At 67.0% G+C, this 17,554-nt stretch carries 18 protein-coding genes; 9 read left to right on the plus strand and 9 right to left on the minus strand.

Annotation, left to right across the window (positions count from 1 at the left end):
• Positions 1-60: 60 nt before the first annotated feature.
• Complete coding sequence (locus WKF39_RS06100; protein WP_340386352.1) at positions 61-564, minus strand: hypothetical protein; 504 nt, start codon at positions 562-564, stop codon at positions 61-63.
• 130 nt (positions 565-694) lie between these two features.
• On the opposite strand from WKF39_RS06100, the gene WKF39_RS06105 reads away from it, so the two are divergent.
• The 4 genes from WKF39_RS06105 to WKF39_RS06120 are packed head-to-tail and all read left to right on the plus strand — an operon-like array spanning position 695 to position 4,945.
• Positions 695-2,347, plus strand: a complete 1,653-nt coding sequence (locus tag WKF39_RS06105; RefSeq protein WP_340386354.1) for an FAD-binding dehydrogenase — start codon at positions 695-697, stop codon at positions 2,345-2,347.
• Between the two features lie 50 nt (positions 2,348-2,397).
• Positions 2,398-2,793: a DUF1304 domain-containing protein gene (locus WKF39_RS06110; protein ID WP_340386356.1), complete on the plus strand. Its 396-nt coding sequence runs from the start codon at positions 2,398-2,400 to the stop codon at positions 2,791-2,793.
• A 54-nt stretch (positions 2,794-2,847) separates the two neighbouring features.
• The gene (locus tag WKF39_RS06115) at positions 2,848-3,663 is read left to right on the plus strand and encodes an exodeoxyribonuclease III (RefSeq protein ID WP_340386358.1); all 816 of its coding nucleotides are present in this window, start codon (positions 2,848-2,850) and stop codon (positions 3,661-3,663) included.
• Between the two features lies 1 nt (position 3,664).
• Complete coding sequence (locus WKF39_RS06120) at positions 3,665-4,945, plus strand: APC family permease (RefSeq protein ID WP_340386360.1); 1,281 nt, start codon at positions 3,665-3,667, stop codon at positions 4,943-4,945.
• Here the strand turns inward: WKF39_RS06120 and WKF39_RS06125 are convergent.
• The gene (locus WKF39_RS06125) at positions 4,938-7,334 is read right to left on the minus strand and encodes an immune inhibitor A domain-containing protein (protein ID WP_340386363.1); all 2,397 of its coding nucleotides are present in this window, start codon (positions 7,332-7,334) and stop codon (positions 4,938-4,940) included. The two genes, WKF39_RS06120 and WKF39_RS06125, sit on opposite strands and share 8 nt — an antisense overlap.
• 244 nt (positions 7,335-7,578) lie before the next feature.
• Between WKF39_RS06125 and WKF39_RS06130 the strand changes: the two genes are divergently transcribed.
• Positions 7,579-8,031: a CAP domain-containing protein gene (locus WKF39_RS06130; RefSeq protein ID WP_340386365.1), complete on the plus strand. Its 453-nt coding sequence runs from the start codon at positions 7,579-7,581 to the stop codon at positions 8,029-8,031.
• A gap of 210 nt (positions 8,032-8,241) precedes the next feature.
• Entirely contained in the window at positions 8,242-8,445 is a 204-nt protein-coding gene (locus WKF39_RS06135; protein WP_340386368.1) for a cold-shock protein, read from the plus strand.
• Between the two features lie 218 nt (positions 8,446-8,663).
• On the opposite strand, the gene WKF39_RS06140 is transcribed toward WKF39_RS06135, so the two are convergent.
• Together WKF39_RS06140 and WKF39_RS06145 are read right to left on the minus strand one after the other, a co-directional pair.
• On the minus strand, positions 8,664-8,840 hold the full coding sequence (locus WKF39_RS06140; protein ID WP_340386370.1) for a hypothetical protein: 177 nt from the start codon (positions 8,838-8,840) through the stop codon (positions 8,664-8,666).
• A gap of 83 nt (positions 8,841-8,923) precedes the next feature.
• Positions 8,924-10,024 carry a PQQ-dependent sugar dehydrogenase gene (locus WKF39_RS06145; RefSeq protein WP_340386373.1) on the minus strand — a complete coding sequence of 367 codons (1,101 nt, stop codon included), beginning with the start codon at positions 10,022-10,024 and terminating at the stop codon, positions 8,924-8,926.
• Positions 10,025-10,114: 90 nt separating this feature from the next.
• On the opposite strand from WKF39_RS06145, the gene WKF39_RS06150 reads away from it, so the two are divergent.
• Positions 10,115-11,824, plus strand: a complete 1,710-nt coding sequence (locus tag WKF39_RS06150) for a protein kinase (RefSeq protein WP_340386375.1) — start codon at positions 10,115-10,117, stop codon at positions 11,822-11,824.
• Between the two features lie 43 nt (positions 11,825-11,867).
• Here WKF39_RS06150 and WKF39_RS06155 read toward each other — a convergent pair whose 3' ends face one another.
• Complete coding sequence (locus WKF39_RS06155) at positions 11,868-13,352, minus strand: DUF6884 domain-containing protein (RefSeq protein ID WP_340386377.1); 1,485 nt, start codon at positions 13,350-13,352, stop codon at positions 11,868-11,870.
• 211 nt (positions 13,353-13,563) lie between these two features.
• On the opposite strand from WKF39_RS06155, the gene WKF39_RS06160 reads away from it, so the two are divergent.
• Positions 13,564-13,950 carry a thioredoxin domain-containing protein gene (locus tag WKF39_RS06160; RefSeq protein ID WP_340386379.1) on the plus strand — a complete coding sequence of 129 codons (387 nt, stop codon included), beginning with the start codon at positions 13,564-13,566 and terminating at the stop codon, positions 13,948-13,950.
• 22 nt (positions 13,951-13,972) lie between these two features.
• On the opposite strand, the gene WKF39_RS06165 is transcribed toward WKF39_RS06160, so the two are convergent.
• Positions 13,973-14,446 carry a DUF4234 domain-containing protein gene (locus tag WKF39_RS06165; protein WP_340386381.1) on the minus strand — a complete coding sequence of 158 codons (474 nt, stop codon included), beginning with the start codon at positions 14,444-14,446 and terminating at the stop codon, positions 13,973-13,975.
• A 110-nt stretch (positions 14,447-14,556) separates the two neighbouring features.
• Complete coding sequence (locus WKF39_RS06170; protein ID WP_340386383.1) at positions 14,557-15,069, minus strand: hypothetical protein; 513 nt, start codon at positions 15,067-15,069, stop codon at positions 14,557-14,559.
• A gap of 103 nt (positions 15,070-15,172) precedes the next feature.
• On the opposite strand from WKF39_RS06170, the gene WKF39_RS06175 reads away from it, so the two are divergent.
• Positions 15,173-16,450, plus strand: a complete 1,278-nt coding sequence (locus WKF39_RS06175; protein ID WP_340386385.1) for a phytase — start codon at positions 15,173-15,175, stop codon at positions 16,448-16,450.
• 4 nt (positions 16,451-16,454) lie between these two features.
• Here WKF39_RS06175 and bluB read toward each other — a convergent pair whose 3' ends face one another.
• Together bluB and WKF39_RS06185 are read right to left on the minus strand one after the other, a co-directional pair.
• Positions 16,455-17,099: a 5,6-dimethylbenzimidazole synthase gene (gene bluB / locus WKF39_RS06180; RefSeq protein WP_340386387.1), complete on the minus strand. Its 645-nt coding sequence runs from the start codon at positions 17,097-17,099 to the stop codon at positions 16,455-16,457.
• A gap of 63 nt (positions 17,100-17,162) precedes the next feature.
• Positions 17,163-17,537 carry a DUF2256 and DUF3253 domain-containing protein gene (locus WKF39_RS06185; RefSeq protein WP_340386389.1) on the minus strand — a complete coding sequence of 125 codons (375 nt, stop codon included), beginning with the start codon at positions 17,535-17,537 and terminating at the stop codon, positions 17,163-17,165.
• Positions 17,538-17,554: the final 17 nt, after the last annotated feature.

The following is a 17,554-nucleotide window of genomic DNA, read 5'->3' on the forward strand; positions in this document are numbered from 1 at the left end:
CGGGGCCACCGAAACGCGAAAGGCCCGGCCGAAGCCGGGCCTTCCGTTCGTTTCAGTGGGTCATGCGGCGGGCGGAGCCTGCGGTGGGGTGTCCCTCTTGTTGACGTCAGGCATCTTCTCGCCGGACTCCTTGAACAGCAGGACCGTGAAGACCGTCAGCGCGATGCCGGCGATCCAGAGCAGGTAGCCCGACCAACCAGGGCCGATGTCGAAGCCCGGAACGTCACCGCCACCGGGGAACAGCGCCCGCAGGATCAGCAGCAATGTGCCGAGTCCGGCCGTGGCGGCAGCAACCAAGGTCCACGGGACGCCGTCAGGAAGACTGTCCCTGGCGAATGCCCTGGTCGCCACGATCGCCGTCGCGACGATGATGAGCAGCATTCCGAGCGTGGCGTAGCTCGTCCACGCGTTCGTGCCGGACGACGACTCGGGGATCGCAGAGGAGCCGGGCCCGTCATACGAGGCGGTGACGTACTTGCTGATGAACGACAGGATGATCGCGAGCGCGCCGGATATGAGCGCACCTTGTTCGTATTTGCCCAGAGACTTGAGGTCAACGGCCATGACGTTTTTCTCCCAACGGTGAATGTATAGGCCTGAATCTAGCGCGCTGAGGCTCCCTCGCGACACTCATTTCGCCGGGTGTTTGAGTGGTGTCGCGCGCAGGGCAGACCCGTACGACACAATCGCCGTCATGGATGCTGATGTCATCGTCGTCGGAGCGGGCCTCGCCGGCCTGGTCGCCACCGCTGAGCTCATCGAGTCGGGCCGCAAGGTCATCCTCGTGGACCAGGAGGGCGAGCAGGGCCTCGGCGGACAGGCCTTCTGGTCGTTCGGCGGCCTGTTCTTCGTCGACTCGCCCCAGCAACGGCGCATGGGCATCAAGGACTCGGTCGATCTCGCGATGCAGGACTGGCTGGGCAGCGCCCAGTTCGATCGCCCAGAGGACCACTGGCCGCGGCAGTGGGCCGAGGCCTACGTCAACTTCGCCGCGGGCGAGAAGCGCAGCTGGCTCAAGGAGCGCGGCCACAGCGTCTTCCCGGTCGTCGGCTGGGCCGAGCGTGGCGGCGGCCTCGCCGGCGGCCACGGCAACTCGGTGCCGCGCTTCCACATCACGTGGGGCACCGGACCCGGCATCGTCGAGCCGTTCGAGAGGTTGGTCCGAGCCGGCCACGACCAGGGCCTCGTACAGTTCGCCTTCCGGCACCAGGTCGACGAGCTGATCGTCACAGACGGAGCTGTCACGGGCGTACGTGGCCAGGTCCTCGAGCCCACCGACGCCGAGCGGGCCGCACCCACCTCGCGTACGTCTGCAGGAGAGTTCGCCCTGGAGGCGCAGGCCGTCATCGTCACGTCAGGCGGCATCGGCGGCAACCACGACCTCGTCCGCGCCAACTGGCCCGAGCGCCTCGGCACGCCCCCCGTGCACATGATCTCCGGCGTCCCCGCCCACGTGGACGGACGTATGCTCGGGATCTCCGAGAGTGCCGGAGCGAGCCACGTCAACCGAGATCGCATGTGGCACTACGTCGAAGGCATCAAGAACTGGGACCCCATCTGGCCCCAGCACGGCATCCGCATCCTGCCCGGCCCCTCGTCGATCTGGCTCGACGGCTCCGGCCAGCGCCTGCCGGTCCCCGGCCTCCCCGGCTTCGACACCCTCGGCACCCTCAAGCTCCTCCGCGAGAGCGGTCATGACCACTCGTGGTTCGTCCTCAGCCAGGCGATCATCGAGAAGGAGTTCGCCCTCTCCGGGCAGGAGCAGAACCCCGACCTCACGGGCCGAAGCGTCCGCGAGCTCCTCAGGCAGCGGCTCTCCAAGGGCGCCACGGGCCCGGTCGAGGCGTTCAAGTCCAAGGGTGAGGACTTCGTCGTGGCCGACACGATCGAGCAGCTCGTGGCCGGCATGAACGCCCTGACGCCCGACTCCCCCGTCGACGTCGCCGACGTGCGCCGCCAGGTCACCGAGCGGGACCGCGAGCTCGACAACGCCTTCACCAAGGATCTCCAGATCGCCGCACTCCGGCAGGCCCGCGCCGACCGCGGCGACCGGCTGATCCGGGTCGCGTCCCCGCACAAGATCCTCGACCCCGACAAGGGTCCGCTGATCGCCGTACGCCTGCACGTCCTCACCCGCAAGTCACTCGGCGGCCTGGAGACCGACCTCGACTCGCGCGTGCTGGGCGTCGATGGCGCCCCACTCGCGGGGCTCTTCGCCGCGGGTGAGGTCGCTGGCTTCGGCGGAGGCGGTATGCATGGCTACAACTCGCTGGAGGGGACCTTCCTCGGCGGCTGCATCTTCAGCGGTCGAGCCGCCGGGCGTGCCGCGGCCAGGCAGACCGCCTGACCGTCGTCAGGGGGCGGCGGCCGGACATCGATCAGGCGTAGGTTGCTCCCATGACCGCACTCGCACTCGTCTCCGCCGGCGTCGCCGCGCTCCTGCACCTCTTGTTCTTCAAGCTCGAGTCACTGGACTGGAAGAAGCCCAAGACCTGGAAGACCTTCGGTCTCGAGTCGCAGGCCGAGGCGGACACGACCGCAGCGCTGGCCTTCAACCAGGGCTTCTACAACCTGTTCCTCGCAGTCGAGACGATCGTCGGCATCGTGCTGGTCGCCGCGTCCGACACCCGCGACACCATCGGGTGGACGCTGATCGTCTTCGCCTGCGCCAGCATGCTCGCCGCGGCAGTGGTCCTGGTCTCCAGCGGCGGCAAGCCGTTCGCCCGCGCGGCCGCGATCCAGGGTCTGCCGGCGGTCGTCGCCGTCATCTCAGGCCTCATCGCCGCGACCTGAACCCGCCGCCGACCGAGCGCGGAACCGTCGGGTTCGCCCATTAGGGTGAGGCGCGTGCTTCGAATCGCCACCGTCAACGTCAACGGCATCCGCGCCGCCCACAACAAGACGAGGGGTCAAACACTCGGCTTCAGCGACTGGCTCGCCGATCGCGGAGCCGATGTCGTCACGTTGCAGGAGGTGCGGGCACCCGACGAGATCGTGCACCAGATCACCGCCGATGCGGGCTACCACGTCGTCCACGCCGAGGCGGCGGCCAAGGGCCGGGCCGGCGTCGCGGTGCTCAGCCGCACCAGCCCCACGACCGTGCGCGTCGGCAACGGCGACGACTACTTCGACGACTCCGGCCGGTGGATCGAGTCCGACATCCCCCTGCGCGATGGCTCGACGCTGACGGCTGTCTCTGCCTACGTCCACTCCGGCGAGGCAGGCACACCGCGCCAGGACGACAAATATCGCTTCCTCGACCGCATGGCCGTGCGCCTCGCCGAGATCCGGTCAACCGGCAACCACGGCATCGTCACCGGCGACCTCAACGTCGGCCACACCGAGCGTGACATCCGCAACTGGAAGGGCAACGTCAAGAAGGCCGGCTTCCTGCCCGAGGAACGGGCCTACTTCGACCGCTTCTTTGGTGAGCTCGGCTGGGTGGACGTGCACCGCGCGCTCGCGGGCGAGGTCGACGGCCCCTACACCTGGTGGTCGATGCGAGGCCAGGCGTTCGACACCGACACGGGTTGGCGCATCGACTACCAGATCGCCACACCGGAGCTGGCCGCTGTCGCCCGCGAGGCGACGGTCGACCGGGCGCCCAGCTGGGCCGAGCGCTGGTCGGACCACGCCCCCCTGGTCATCGACTACGACCTCTGAGATGACCGCGCCGCTCGATCGTCGGCTCGGCCTGCTCGGGTCGGTCGCGGTCGGCACGGGTGCCATGATCGGCGCGGGTCTGTTCGTCGCCTTCCCCCCTGCGGCGGCCGCGGCAGGCGACGGCTTGTTGCTCGCCCTCGGCATCGCGGCCGCCGTGGCGGCGTGCAACGCCATCTCCTCGGCGCGCCTGGCCAGGCGGCACCCCGTCGCGGGAGGCACGTATGCCTTTGGACGCGAGCGGCTGGGTCCCTTGTGGGGCTACCTCGCCGGCTGGTCGTTCGTCGCCGGCAAGACGTCGTCGTGCGCCGCCATGGCGTTCGCGCTCGGCACCTACATCTGGCCCGATCACGCCCGGCTGCTGGCACTTGGCGCCGTCGTCGTCGTCACCGCGGTCAACCTTGCCGGGGTCGAGAAGTCCGCCGCCGTCAGCATCGCGGTCGTCGCCGCGGTCGTGGGTGTGGTGCTGGTCGCGGTCGTCGCCATGCTGGGCGGTCCCGCAGCACCCGACGCCGGCGGCAGCGGCGTCACCTCCGGCGGCGTCCTGCAGGCATCCGGTCTGCTCTTCTTCGCGTTCGCGGGCTATGCCCGCCTGGCGACGCTCGGGGAGGAGGTGCGCGAGCCCGCCCGCACGATCCCGGTCGCCATGGCCGTGACCTTCGTCCTGGTCCTCGCGCTCTACACGGCCGCCGCGGCCGCACTTCTGCACTCGCTCGGCACGGTCACGCTGGCGGAGTCGCTGCGCCCGTTTGTCGCCGGAGTCGATGCGGCTGGGGCCCGGGTCCTGGTGCCATCTGTGCTCGCTGCTGCCGCCCTCGCGGCAGGGGGTGCCCTGTTGTCGCTCATGCTCGGCGTCTCCCGCACGACCCTGGCGATGGCCCGCGATGGTCATCTGCCTCGCGCCCTCGCAGGTGTGAGCCCACGCACCAGGGTTCCCCACGTGGCCGAGGTCGCGGTCGCTCTGGTGGTGGCCGGCCTGATCTGCGTCGGAGACCTCATCACGAGCGTGACCTTCTCCTCGTACTGCGTCTTGGCCTACTACGCGATCACCAACCTCGCCGCGTGGACCCTCAGCCGGTCACCGTCATGGCGCGTGGTCTGCGCGCTGGGTCTCGCCGGGTGCCTCACCCTGGCGCTGGGCCTCCCGACGTCGACCGTCATCGCCGGCACCGTGGTGATCGGTCTCGGCGCCGCCAACTACTTGTGCAAACGATCGTCCTGGCCCGCTGATGGCGGCTGGGGGCACCCACCCCTGACGGTGCCCCCGCCACGGGAGGTCAGTTGAACGCGACCTTCAGCGACGTGCCCTTCTCCTCCAGGACCCTCATCTTGACGCCAGCGGCAGGCAGCTTGACACCGTGGTTGGGCAGCTCGGCGAACCAATACTTCTTGGTGTCGTCGAACAGCGGCTTGGCCGCCTGCCCCCGGATGTAGCTCGGCTTGCCATTGGTGTGCAAGGTCATCGAGTCGGCCGTGTGCAACGAGAACGGCGCGTCATACATCTGGATCCGTGCACGCCACGGGGCACCCGTCACGATGTTCGTGATCGGTGCCGGGTTGGCGTCGATGATGAGGTTGCGTCCGGTCCCGGGGTGCTCGGTGGTGTTGTTGTCCGCCACCGAGGTGTCCCAGTACGAGATCAGCAGGCCGTGCCCGTACTTGTAGTGCTCCGCGTAGTCCGGCTTCGTGTTCATGAAGCCGAAGTTGTACGGACCCGTCTGCAGATACTTGTCGTACGAGACGTACGACCGGTGCCCGGCGATATAATAGTTGTCCGCCTTGAACGTCGAGGTCGCACCGACGACCGAGAAGCCGTCGAACGTCCACGCGGGCCCACCGGACTCAGCACCGTCGGTCAACAGCGTCTCGCTGCCGGCCAGGATCTTGACGTCGTCGACGAACAGTCCGGCCTTGGCCAGGCCACCGTCGGTCTTGTAGTAGACACGGAGCTTGATCTTCTCGCCGTCGTAGGCACCGAGCGGGACCTTGAGGTCGCCCCACGTCGCGAGCTTGCCGTCGATCGCTGGCGAGCCGGACGCGTCGTCGGGGATCGTGGTGCCGTTGATCGTGCCGTCAAGGGACTTCCACGTCGATCCACCGTCGGTCGAGGCCTGGACGTACGCGTAGTCGTAGCCCTTCTCGATGTCATAGCGGACCTTGGCCTCCAGGACCCCGCCGGTCTTGCCGGTGAGGTCGACATCGGTCGTCATGGAGTTGGCGAGGTCATCGCCTGAGCCGGAGAAGAACTGCTTCGTGCCCGACGCCGGGGCCCCGTTGTCGATGAAGACATCCTTCTTGGGCAGCACGACGACCGCGGCCTGGGCCTTCTTGGAGTTGTACTCCTGCGGGCCGAGCTTGAGGGTCTTCTTCTGCTTCGTCGCGATTGCCTCGTAGTCCAGCCAGCCGAGCTGCAACTTGTTCCACGCACCGAGGTCGCCGGCACGCGTGCCGAGCGCCTCGCCCTTGGCGTTGAGCCTGCTCTGCGCCATCAGCGTCCAGTACTCACTGCTGTTGTCTCCGCCACCGCTGGTGTCGTAGTCATCTGGCAGACCAAGGTCGTGGCCGTACTCATGGACGAAGACCGACAGGCCACCGTTCTCGGGCTGGGCGGTGTAGTCGCCGACCCAGACGCCCGTCTCGCCGACCTGGGTGCCGCCGAGGCGGTTCTGCTCCGGCCCCGTGATGCCCGCGTCGGTGCCGAAGGCGTACCAACGGTGCGACCAGATCGCATCCTCACCCTGCTGCGGATCGCCGTCGGCCTCATCACCACCGGCGTGCACGATCTGGAAGTGGTCGATGTAGCCATCGGACTCGTTGAAGTCGCCGTCACCGTCGAAGTCGTAACGGTCGTACTTGTCGTATGACGCGATGGTCGCCTTGATCTGGGCGTCGGTCCGGCCCGCGGCCTTCTGATCGGCGACCCACGCCGTCAGTGAATCCTCGATGAGGTTCCAGACCGTCTGATAGGACTCGTCACGCCCGTAGCGCGCCTCGTTGTAGGGGACCTTGACCCAGTCCGAGACTGTGCCGTCGACCGTGTAGCGACCCGAGGACTGCGTCTCGTAGTAGGTCTTGACCGACTCGTCCTGCTCGCTGAAATAGAGATCTTGGTAATGCTGGCGGTCATAGTTCGCCTGCCAGATCGTCGAGTTGTCCTTGGTGCGGTCGGGCTCAGGGATCTTGTTGCGCAACGGCCCCTCGAACGTCGTCGGACCGGGCACCGTCGGATCAGTGTCCTTGTCGGGGAAATCGGGGTGACGCTGGTTGCCGAACTCGGCGAGGATGACGAAGATCTTGTCGGCGCGCTCCTGCTTGAGCTCAACGTACTGATCCTTCTTCTTCTTGCCTCGGATTGAGTCGAGCGTCTTCTTGCTCGCCTTCTCGTTGGCAAGGGCGGCGGCATCTGCGGGGCTGTAGCCCTTGCCGACCTTGACGACCGAAGAGCCGTTCTTCTGCACGGCTTCAGCATCGCCATTGAGGACCGACGTGAGGCCGGTCTCGCGAAGCGCACGACGCTTCTGCTCGAGCGGGTTGGGCAGGTCGTCCTTGACCTTGTCGGGACGGTCGGTGCTGTTGACCGGCGGTGCGGGTGCTGCGGTGCCGGGTGAGGCGTAGGCCAGTCCGAGCGATGCTGCGAGTGTGAGGCCGACGAGGCCCGAGGTCACACGCTTCACTGTTCCCCCTTGTTGACTTCCAGATGCGCGGTCGGGCGGTCGCCTGACTCACGAGTGCGCGCACCCTCGTGAGGCGCGCGCGGCACAACAGAGTCAACGTAGAGAACATTCAGGAAGAACGGCAGTCTTGACTTTGGCCACAAATGACTATATCTATCTAGTTCCTTAGAGCTAGAAACTCGGTTCGGCCGATCGGCCTCCACAGGTCCGAGATTGTTTTAGCCTGACTGTGGGAGGGAGCCCCATGAAAAACAATCTGCGCACCCGCATCATCTCAGCGCTGGTGATGTCCACGGTGGTCATGACCGCTGCGCCGGCGTCCGCCATCACATCGCCGACCTATGAGAAGCAGGTCCTCGACCGGGTCAACGTCAAGAGGGTCGATCGCGACCGGGTCCCGTTGAAATACCAAACGTGTGTCGACCGCTACGCCGAGAGGCAAGCAGCCTGGATGGCATCGCATCGCGTGCTCAGGCACCAGAAGCTGGGTCCCGTCCTCGACGCCTGCAATCTCAGGGGGGTCGCCGAGAACATCGCCTATGGCTACACCTCTGGCAATGCGGTTGTGTCGGCCTGGATGAGGTCCACCGGCCATCGCGCCAACCTGATCAACTCCAGGATGCGCTACAGCGGCGTGGGTGCGGCACAGGACAAGAACGGCGTGTGGTGGGTCGCCCAGGTGTACGGCAGGAAGTAGTCGATGTCGAACGTGAACTTCCTCGATTTCATCCTCTGAACCACTTTCGCTCCGGGGTCCGGTTTCCCTAGGGTTGTCAGCAGTTGCACGACGTTGGCCGTACGAATGAATGAGTTCCTCTCGGGGTGTCTAGTTCTCTTCGAAGGTTGGATGTACGTCGCGACCGTCGCTCGCGAGAGTCGTGGGTGAACTCGCCAAGAGGAGTAGGACATGGCAACAGGGACCGTCAAGTGGTTCAACGCTGACAAGGGCTTTGGCTTCATCGCCCCGGACGACGGCAGCGAGGATGTGTTTGCGCACTTCAGCGCGATCCAGTCCAGCGGCTACCGCTCGCTGGATGAGAACCAGAAGGTCGAGTTCGACGTGGAGCAGGGCCAGAAGGGCCTGCAGGCCGCAAACATCCGTCCCGTCTGATTCAGATCCAGGCTCGCGAGCGCTTGGGGACGGCTTGCCGTCCCGTCTGATTCAGATCCAGGCTCGCGAGCGCTTGGGGACGGCTTGCCGTCCCCTCTGATTCAGATCCAGGCTCGCGAGAGCTTGGGGACGGCTTGCCGTCCTCGCTATGTCAGCTAATGTCGAAGGACCCCGGAGCCTCGGCTCCGGGGTCCTTCACATCCTGCGGCGTCTGGGGGTCAGAGATGCCCCGCCTCATCCCAGGCGTGACGACCGAACTCGGCGCTCGGCGCAGTGGTCAGACAGGTCATGTCGGCTACGGGCCCGGTCTCCCGCGGGCCGCGTCGGTGCGCCGGGAATCGTGCCGATGCCGCGGCGACCTGCGCCGAGTCGATCTCAAACGATGATTCGTCCATGGCTCCTCCTCGATTCGGGCGGTGACATGAGGCTATCCTCATGTTTGCCGCGAGAGAAGCCCTACCCCGCAGTAGGTTCTGCGCTACACCGTCACCCGGAAGATCCGGTCGTCATCCGGGCCCGGGTCGCCCCGGCCGTCGGTGTTGCTGGTGGTCACCCACAGGGCTCCGTCCGGCGCCGCTGTGACACTCCGTATGCGGCCATTGTCGCCTGAGAAGTAGGCCTTTGGCTTGCCGGCGTCCTCGCCGTCGAGCGGGACGGCAAACAGGCACTCGCCCTGGAGGGCTCCGAGGAAGGCGGTGGACCGGACGATCGCCAGGCCCGCCGGCGAGCACTCATCAGTCCCCCAGGTGACCTTCGGATTGATGAGGTCCCGGTTGTCCGACGTGCCCTCGACATCAGGCCAGCCGTAGTTGCCCCCGCGCTCGATCAGGTTGAGCTCATCGAAGGTCTGGTCACCGAACTCGGTGGCCCACAGCCGACCCTTGGCGTCGTAGACCAGCCCTTCGATGTTGCGATGCCCGTACGACCAGGTGCGGTTGTCGAACGGGTTGCCATCGACGGCCTTGCCGTCCTGCGTGACCCGCAGGATCTTGCCGTTCAGCGACTCCTTGTCCTGTGCGAGTGAGCCGTCACCGGCGTCGCCGGTCGACACGAAGAGGTTGCCGTCGGGATCGAACAGCAGGCGGCCACCATGGTGGCGCGACCCGACTGAGATGCCGGTGAGAATCGGTTCCTGGGAACCGATGGAGCCTCCATCCAGGGTCAGCCGCAGGATCCGATCGTCCGCGGCCGTCGTGACGTAGGCGAACAGGATGTTCTCGTCGCCAGGTGCCAGCGCGAGACCCAGGAGGCCCCCCTCTCCCCCTCCGGAAGCACCGTCGACGTCGCCGACCTTGGTGACATTGCCGGACGGCGAGATGCGTACGATCGACCCTTCGTCGCGCTGCGAGACCAGCGCGTCACCTGAAGCCAGGAATGCGATGTCCCAGGGCACGTTGAGTCCGGTGGCGACCGTGGACGCGATCTTGGGATCCACGGCGTTCGGCGCCGCGGTCTCGGACGAGTCACCGCCCGGCGCACGCGTGGGCGTCGGCTCGCGCTTGTCGTCACTGCCGCTGCATCCGAGCAGGGTCAGACTGCCCGCCGCCGCAAACCCGGTCAACAACGTTCGACGTTCCATGTGTCGATCATGCCTGCCGGGCCGAAACGGCAACAGGCAATCCGCGGCCCTCAGAATGAGAAGTCTTGTGAGACGCACTAATCTGTAGGGATGCCCACAACGCTCAGCGGTCGCTACCGCCTCGACGAACTCATCGGTGGCGGAGGCATGGGCGAGGTCTGGCGGGCGCACGATGAGGTCCTCGATCGCACCGTCGCGATCAAGATCATCCGACCTCATCTCGCGGACGATGAAAACGTGCGCGCCCGACTCCGGGTCGAGGCCCAGCTCGCCGGCTCGCTGCACCACCCGGGGATCGTCGACGTGTTCGACTATGGCGAGGACGATGAGGATGGTCGACCCGTCCCGTTCCTCGTGATGCCGCTGATCGATGGCGCCGCGCTGTCTGCCGTGCTCGCCGAGCGGAGGACGTTGTCCACCGGCGAGACCATGGCGATCGTCGCCGAGATCGCAGCGGCGCTCGCTGCCGCCCACGACGCGGGAATCGTGCATCGGGACCTCAAGCCGGGCAACATCCTGGTCACGCCTGACGGCCGGGTCATGCTGGTGGACTTCGGCATCGCGCACGCCTCGGGCGGCGAACCGCTGACACAGACCGGAGCCCTGATCGGCACGGCCGACTACCTCAGCCCCGAGCAGGCATCCGGGCGTCCGGCGACATCCGCGTCTGACCTGTACGCCCTCGGGGTCGTGGCGCACACCTGCCTGAGCGGCGCTCTGCCGTTCCACCGGGACAGCGACATCGCAACCGCATTGGCGCACCTGCAGGACGAGCCTCCTGAGCTGCCGGCGACTGTGCCGCACGACGCGGTTGCGCTCGTCAACCAGCTGCTCGCCAAGAACCCCGACGAACGGCCAACGTCAGCCACGGCAGTTGCCCAGGTCGCCGCACCACTTGCGACCTCCGTCCCGACTTCGCCCGGTCACGCGCCGTTCCTGGATGGCGAACCGACCATGCCGGACGCTGCCGCGAGGCCTGACGACAACACGTTGCCGGGCATCGTCGAGCGGCCCGTGACCGTGGGCGCCAGTGACGCCGCTGCGACAGCGACCCTGGTTGGTTCAGTGGCCCCTGGTGCGGCCGACACCGATCCGGCTGGCGCCGATCAAAGAGGTGGCAGCGAGGTCGCCGCCGAGCACGAACGAGGCGGGCACTCCTCGCGACGCATGGTGCTGCTCAGCTCGGTGGTGGTCGCCATCGTCGCCGCGGCCCTCGGCTGGATGCTGATGAGCGGCAGCGACCCGGTGATCGTGCCGGACGTGGACGGCATGACCCAGAGCAAGGCGACCACCCGGCTCGAGGCCGCTGGCCTGGAGGTCGAGGTGCGCAAGGTCAATGTTGCGGGTGGCAAGGCCGGTGAAGTCGTGGACCAGGATCCTGCCTCCGGTGAGGAGGTTGATGAGGGCGCGGTCGTGACGATCTCGGTGGCGACCGGTCGCATCAAGGTCCCGGTCGACACGCTCATCGGCTCGACATACGACGAGGCAGTCGCCGAGCTCGACAAGCTCGGGCTCCGGGCGACACCGCAGTACGAACCATCAGACGAGAGCGTCGGCACCGTGACGGCGGTCGATCCGTCCAGCACTGCCAAGAGCGGAGCCACCATCACACTGACAGTGTCCAACGGCGCGCCTGATCTGGCCGAGGAGGACGACTCCCCAGACGACTCCGACAAGAGCAACAAGGGCAAGGGCAACAAGAGCAAGAGCGGGGGCGGGGCGAAGGCGACCCCGGCCGAGCCGACTCCCTCACCGAGTCCCGATCCGTCGACAAGCCCTGACCCGGAGTCCAACCCCTAGCCGATGACGTCGTGCCACCGGTCCGGACGTGGACAAGGCAAGGTCAGGCGAGGGCGCTGCGCATCTGGGTCAGCCGAGCGCGATATTCGCTGGCAGGCAGGTGATCGACATTGAGCGGCGGGTCGAGCTCACCGATCACGGCCTGCTCGAGCTCGCGGAGCTCACCGAAGTTGTCGTGCGCCCACGTCGCGACCGAAAGATGCTCGAGCATCCATGCGGTGAGCTTGGGGTCCTCGAGCGACGTCATGTGCAGATGGTCACGCAACACGGTCGCCAGTGTCATGCGGAAGGTCGAGGCCCGCGCTCGCCCATGCAGCTGGATGCGCTCCACGTGGTCACGGAGATTGAGCACCGGGTCCGCGAGGGATTGCCAGCTGGACCCGCCGACCTGCCCGACGAAGATCAATCCAGAGCGCACCGGCAACATCAGGCTGCGGTTGAGCTCGCGGGCGCCGATCGGATCCACGAACCAGCCATAGAGGCCCGGCGAGTTGGGCAAGGAGGTGAGCTCGCTGGCAGGCACCGCATGTCGCTGGTCGGCGAGGTGGAGACCGGCCGGCGAATCCGGGTCGATCGGCACCACTGTCGCACCCTCCACCAGGCGGGCAGTCACATCGAGGACGTCCGGGTGATCGATTTCAGCACCCTTCACCTCGAAATGCGGTTGGTCGGCCGTCCGTGCGGCCGGCGGCTGGACGGTCAGGCCGACTTGGCCGGACGAGACGACCGCACCGGCGTCCTGCAGATCGGCGAACAGCGGCCCGATGAACTCGTTGGGAGCCCCCACACTGACGAACAGGCCTTCCAGGGAGCCGACGAGCGACTCGAGGCGGGCAACGACCCAACCGGCCCAGCTCACGCGATAGGCCGGGTCCATGTCTGCCAGAGTTCGCGAGTCCGGTGACATCCACTCGTTCGGAGCGAGGAGTCCGTGCTCGGCGGACAACACGAACCATTCGCTGCCGGACAGCTCGGCCTCGAGCCGGCTCAGCTGGAATGAGACCTCACGGAAGACCTCCTTGGCCGGTGCCGGCACATTGACTCGGTCGCCCACACTGCCGAGCAGGATGATGTCGGCGACGTGAGGCTCCTCGACCTCCGACGAGTCGTCAGCCAAGGCTTCGGCCTGCTTGAGCTTCTTGGCGTGCTTGGCCTTCTTGGACTTGTTCGGCTTCTTGGGTGACTTGCGCTCGAGCGGCTCTGGCCGGCCCGCCCGGTAGTCCGGCCCCATCTTGAGGTTGCTGGCCGAGGGGCCGTCGGCATCGGGGTCTTCGCCGCGCTCAGCGATCGGGATCGGGGCGTATTCGCCGCGCGCGACCCGCCTGAACACCGGCGACCGCTGGGCGAACTGGACGTGCTTGGCCCGACCATTTTCGGTGAGTCCGACCAGGTGCGCGCGGATCGTGGCCTCGCTGACATCTGGATACTTCAGCTTGAACCAGTCACTGACATCTTCGTAGCGAAAGGACTCCGCCATCGCGTCGGCACAGGCGTGCATGATCTGCCAGACCGGTTTGTCGTACTTCACGACGCATTCCCCGCATTCCCCGAGATTGTGATCAGCCAGGGAATCCCGAAGGCACTCCCAGCATCTTCTAAGGGGTGAGAGTATGTCCGCCGTCGCGTATGACGAGATTTTGGCAGGCAATTTTCGGGTAGTCGGGCACAGGGCATGGGAATGCCTCCCGCGCGGGCACCGTTGAACACATGCGCACCGAGTTTCCGAACGAAAGGTCCTCATGAGCACCGTCACCCTGACCAAGGACACCATCGACGACACCATCAGCGCCGACGGCATCACGCTCGTCGACTGGTGGGCCGAATGGTGTGGTCCCTGCAAGCAGTTCGGCCCGGTGTTCGAGGCCGCGAGCGAGCAGCACTCAGACATCGTGTTCGGCAAGATCGACACCGAGGATCAGCCGGAGCTCGCCGGAGCGGCGCAGATCAGCTCGATCCCCACGCTGATGGCCTTCCGCGACGGTGTCCTGGTGTTCTCCCAGCCCGGCGCGCTCCCCGCGGCCGGACTCGAGCAGATCATCTCGGCCGTCAGGGAGCTCGACATGGACGATGTTCGGCGTCAGATCGCCGAGCAGGACGCCGACGCGCCCGGAGCCCAGCAGACCTGATCACCGCCGTCGCCCGGAAGCCTCAGGCCGCGACCCCCTGCGACTTCCAGTAGTCGTTGAGCGCACCGTTGGTCTTGACGAACCAGATGATCGGGCCGACCAGGATGAAGATGCCCGGGAAGTACCACAGTCCCGTGATGGCCGAGACCGGTTCGGGCTTGCCCGCGCGCTTGTAGAGGCTGCCGACCTCATGGGGCGTGAGATAGGCCATCGCGATGCCGACGAAGATCGCCAGGATCAGCGCGAGGGGGCCGCCGAGGCCCTCACCGGAGTGACGCTTCATCTCCTCGTGGGTCTTGTAGTAGTAGAACCAGCCGTAGAAGCCGAAGGTCACGATGTAGAGCAGGATGCTGATCCCAGTGCCGCGGATCTGGCCGGGCTGGCCGGCTCCCGGGGGTCTCGCGACGGGGTAGCCGCCGGTGGGTGCGACCCCGGCTGGCGGGGCGTATGCCGGCGGCCTGGGCTGAGTCGGGTTGGGTTCTTCGATGTTGGACACGTTGCTCCTCTGGAGATGAAGGTCGAGGGAAGGCTAGCGTGCCGGGTGCCCGTCGCGGCGCACGTCGTGGCCGACTGCTGACCCCATCGGGGGTCGCCGCCGATCGGGACTCACCACTGCGCACCGGGCTGCTGGCGAAAACGGCGGGGCATCTCGCCCGCCCACCCATCTGGATCCCGCGCGGCGGACTTCGTGTCGAGATCGCTGCGCGCCTGCTTGACCGCGGCTTCGGCCTCCCAATAGGCACAACGAACCACCGAGAAGTCCAGCAGGCGCTTGCGACTCAGGTGGCTCAGCAGGCGGGACACCAGACTGATCTGGGTGCGCGCCTCCCCCACGCTGTCAGGCATCCACGGTTCGCGAACAAATCCCGGCAGGACGCAGACCAGCTCGTCCGGGCCGAACAGCTGCCAGAACGCGCCGCGCTCGTGGAACTCCCGCTCGGCGGACAACAGCGTGGCGGGGTGGGTCCCGAGCCAGTCGGCCATCTCTCCGGTGTCGAGGAAGTGCTGGAGCCGGTCGCGCACCCGCGCGTAGCGGCGCACCGTCGCACCGGCACGACCCGTCCCCTCCTTCGCGAAGAAGTCGTCGATCAACTGCCATCCGGGTTCGTCGAAGTCCATGCTTCGACTCAACCACTGAGGTCTGACAGTGGCTCCGCAGAGTTCGCCACGCGCACACCTTGACGTCATCTGAGGTTTCGCCCTGGTGCCTAGCGTCTGGGCCGTGACTCCTCTTGCGCCCGCTACGGCAGCCCTGCTCCTCGTCTCCGCGCTCGCCCTCCCCGCCTCGGCCGACCAGCGGCCCCCGACTCAACTCGTCGAGGTGACCGCCACGGCAGAGACACCCGGTGTCTTCGACGACGACGCGGGCGACAACGGGGATGCCGACGACCCGGCCATCTGGGTCAATCACCGCGACCGCTCGCGCAGCGTCGTCATCGGCACGGCCAAGAATGCCGGGCTCAACGTCTATGACCTCAAGGGTCGCCTGCGCCAATCGATCGCCGCTCCGCCCGCGCCTGGCGCCGACGACGAGTCAGGCCGGTTCAACAACGTCGACATCGTGCATGGGTTCCGGCTTGGCGGACGATCGGTCGACCTCGCCGTCACGAGCGACCGCGGCCGTGACCAGATCCGTTCGTACGCCATCGACTCCCGCACCGGTCGCCTGAGCGATGTCACCTCGGCGAACATCCCGCTGGCCTTCTCCGCAGATCAGGACGACGTCAACGAGCAGGCCACGGTCTACGGGCTGACGGCCTTCAAGGACGGCCGCGGAGGTGCCTTGGTGATCGGCACCCGCCGGCACACCACGGACATCGGGATGTTCAAGCTCGTCGCCGAGCGAGGGCGGGTGAGCTATCGCAAGGTCGACACCCTGACCTTCCCCGACACGTTCCGCCTGCCCGACGGTTCGACATGGTCGCCGTGCGAGGACCCGGGCGAAGGCCCACAGCTCGAGGGCGTCGTCGTGGACGAGGCTTCCCACACGCTCTATGCGGCGCAGGAGGACATCGGCCTGTGGCGTGTGCAGCTCGGTCGGGGATCATTCGCCGGCAAGCCGCGCAGCATCGAACGTACCCGTGAGTTCGGCGCGCCGGCGGCATACGACGAGCAGGCCGAGGAGTGCGCCCCGACCGGTGCCAACCCGGGCTACGGAGGTCGCATCGCGGCAGACACCGAGGGGCTCACGATCTTTCAGACCGGACCCAGGTCCGGCACCCTGCTTGTGTCGAGCCAGGGAGACAACACGTTCTACACCTACGACCGGCAGACCAATCGCCCGCTCAGGCATTTCGCCGTTGTCGACGGTCCGGCGGCCGATGGCTCGCAGGACAGCGACGGCGCCGACACCGTCAGCACGCCCTTGCCCGGATTCCCGAACGGACTCCTCGTGGTCCAGGACGGTGACAACACCCCGGTCGAGGTCGACGGAGGTGGTGAGCCGCGAGTCAACACCAACTTCAAGCTCGTCAACGCGCGGGTCCTGACCCGGCGCTGAGCCGTCAGTCCGGCCAGACGTCGACGGCCAGCAGCTCGTCGAGCCGGCGCGCCACGGTCCAGCTCTCCTGCTCCAGCATCGGTCGTGGATAGAACGCGTCGACCGGCCCGAGACACAAGATCGCCACGGCCTCGGCGCCGGCGGGAGCTCCGATCAGCCGGCCGACGACCTCGGGCTCGAACATCGACACCCAGCCCATGCCGAGCCCCTCTGCCCTGGCGGAGAGCCACAGGTTCTGGATCGCGCACGACACCGACGCCAGATCCATGTGCGGCATCGTGCGACGGCCGAAGACATGCCGCTCACGATCGGCGCCCAGTGCGACGACCAGCACCTCGGCGCAGTCGAGGATGCCCTGCACCTTGAGCCGCATGAACTCATCCGAGCGCTCCCCCATCGCCTCAGCCGTGCGCCGACGCTCCTGCTCGACATGGTCGTGGAGGGCCTGACGCAACGTGAGGTCGGCGATGCGCACGAAGCGCCATGGCTGCATCAGGCCGACGCTCGGGGCCTGATGTGCCGCTGCCAGCAGTCGGGCCAGCACCGGCTCTTCCACGACGCCACCGGCGAAGTGCCGCATGTCCCGGCGCTCGGCGATGACGCGATAGACGACGTCTCGATCTCGTGGGATGAAGGCGTGCTCGCTCATGACACGTCCGACGGGATTGCCCCGGTCGCCCTGATCTTCACTCCCCAACGATGACAGACAGTGTCAGGGAGCGCGGGGCAACCGGATCCGGATCGGCCCCTTGGCGGTTGACGGGTCCACGACCGAACCCTTCTGAGTGATCTCGACCTCTCCTCGGTCGACGAGCCTTCGAGCCGCCCGCCTGACCGGCTCCATCATCGGACGCCACTCGTCGGGTGCGACGGCCCTGGCCACGTCGGAGGGACAAATCGTCGACTCGCGGGACCTGGCGGCCAGCATCTCGACGATGCGGCGCTCGAGATCCCGTTCCTCGTCCGTGATCTTGCGCCGCTGGCAGGTCGCGCTGCAGTAGCGCACATCGTCCCAGTCGCGGGCCCACTTCTTGCGCCACTCGATCGTCCGGCCGCACGAGACGCACGTCTTGCTCGGAACAGGCACGGCACCAGCGTCTCCCG

Origin of the sequence: Aeromicrobium sp. (genome assembly GCF_037719875.1) — a bacterium.
Classification (GTDB): Bacteria; Actinomycetota; Actinomycetes; order Propionibacteriales; family Nocardioidaceae; genus Aeromicrobium.

Bases quoted from the DNA above. Each gene is read 5' to 3' on its own strand.
- WKF39_RS06170 (WP_340386383.1), bottom strand. From the start codon at position 15,069: ATGGACTTCGACGAACCCGGATGGCAGTTGATCGACGACTTCTTCGCG.
- WKF39_RS06135 (WP_340386368.1), top strand. From the start codon at position 8,242: ATGGCAACAGGGACCGTCAAGTGGTTCAACGCTGACAAGGGCTTTGGC.
- WKF39_RS06140 (WP_340386370.1), bottom strand. From the start codon at position 8,840: ATGGACGAATCATCGTTTGAGATCGACTCGGCGCAGGTCGCCGCGGCA.
- WKF39_RS06120 (WP_340386360.1), top strand. From the start codon at position 3,665: ATGACCGCGCCGCTCGATCGTCGGCTCGGCCTGCTCGGGTCGGTCGCG.
- bluB (WP_340386387.1), bottom strand. From the start codon at position 17,099: ATGAGCGAGCACGCCTTCATCCCACGAGATCGAGACGTCGTCTATCGC.
- WKF39_RS06100 (WP_340386352.1), bottom strand. From the start codon at position 564: ATGGCCGTTGACCTCAAGTCTCTGGGCAAATACGAACAAGGTGCGCTC.
- WKF39_RS06110 (WP_340386356.1), top strand. From the start codon at position 2,398: ATGACCGCACTCGCACTCGTCTCCGCCGGCGTCGCCGCGCTCCTGCAC.
- WKF39_RS06145 (WP_340386373.1), bottom strand. From the start codon at position 10,024: ATGGAACGTCGAACGTTGTTGACCGGGTTTGCGGCGGCGGGCAGTCTG.
- WKF39_RS06160 (WP_340386379.1), top strand. From the start codon at position 13,564: ATGAGCACCGTCACCCTGACCAAGGACACCATCGACGACACCATCAGC.
- WKF39_RS06150 (WP_340386375.1), top strand. From the start codon at position 10,115: ATGCCCACAACGCTCAGCGGTCGCTACCGCCTCGACGAACTCATCGGT.
- WKF39_RS06105 (WP_340386354.1), top strand. From the start codon at position 695: ATGGATGCTGATGTCATCGTCGTCGGAGCGGGCCTCGCCGGCCTGGTC.
- WKF39_RS06130 (WP_340386365.1), top strand. From the start codon at position 7,579: ATGAAAAACAATCTGCGCACCCGCATCATCTCAGCGCTGGTGATGTCC.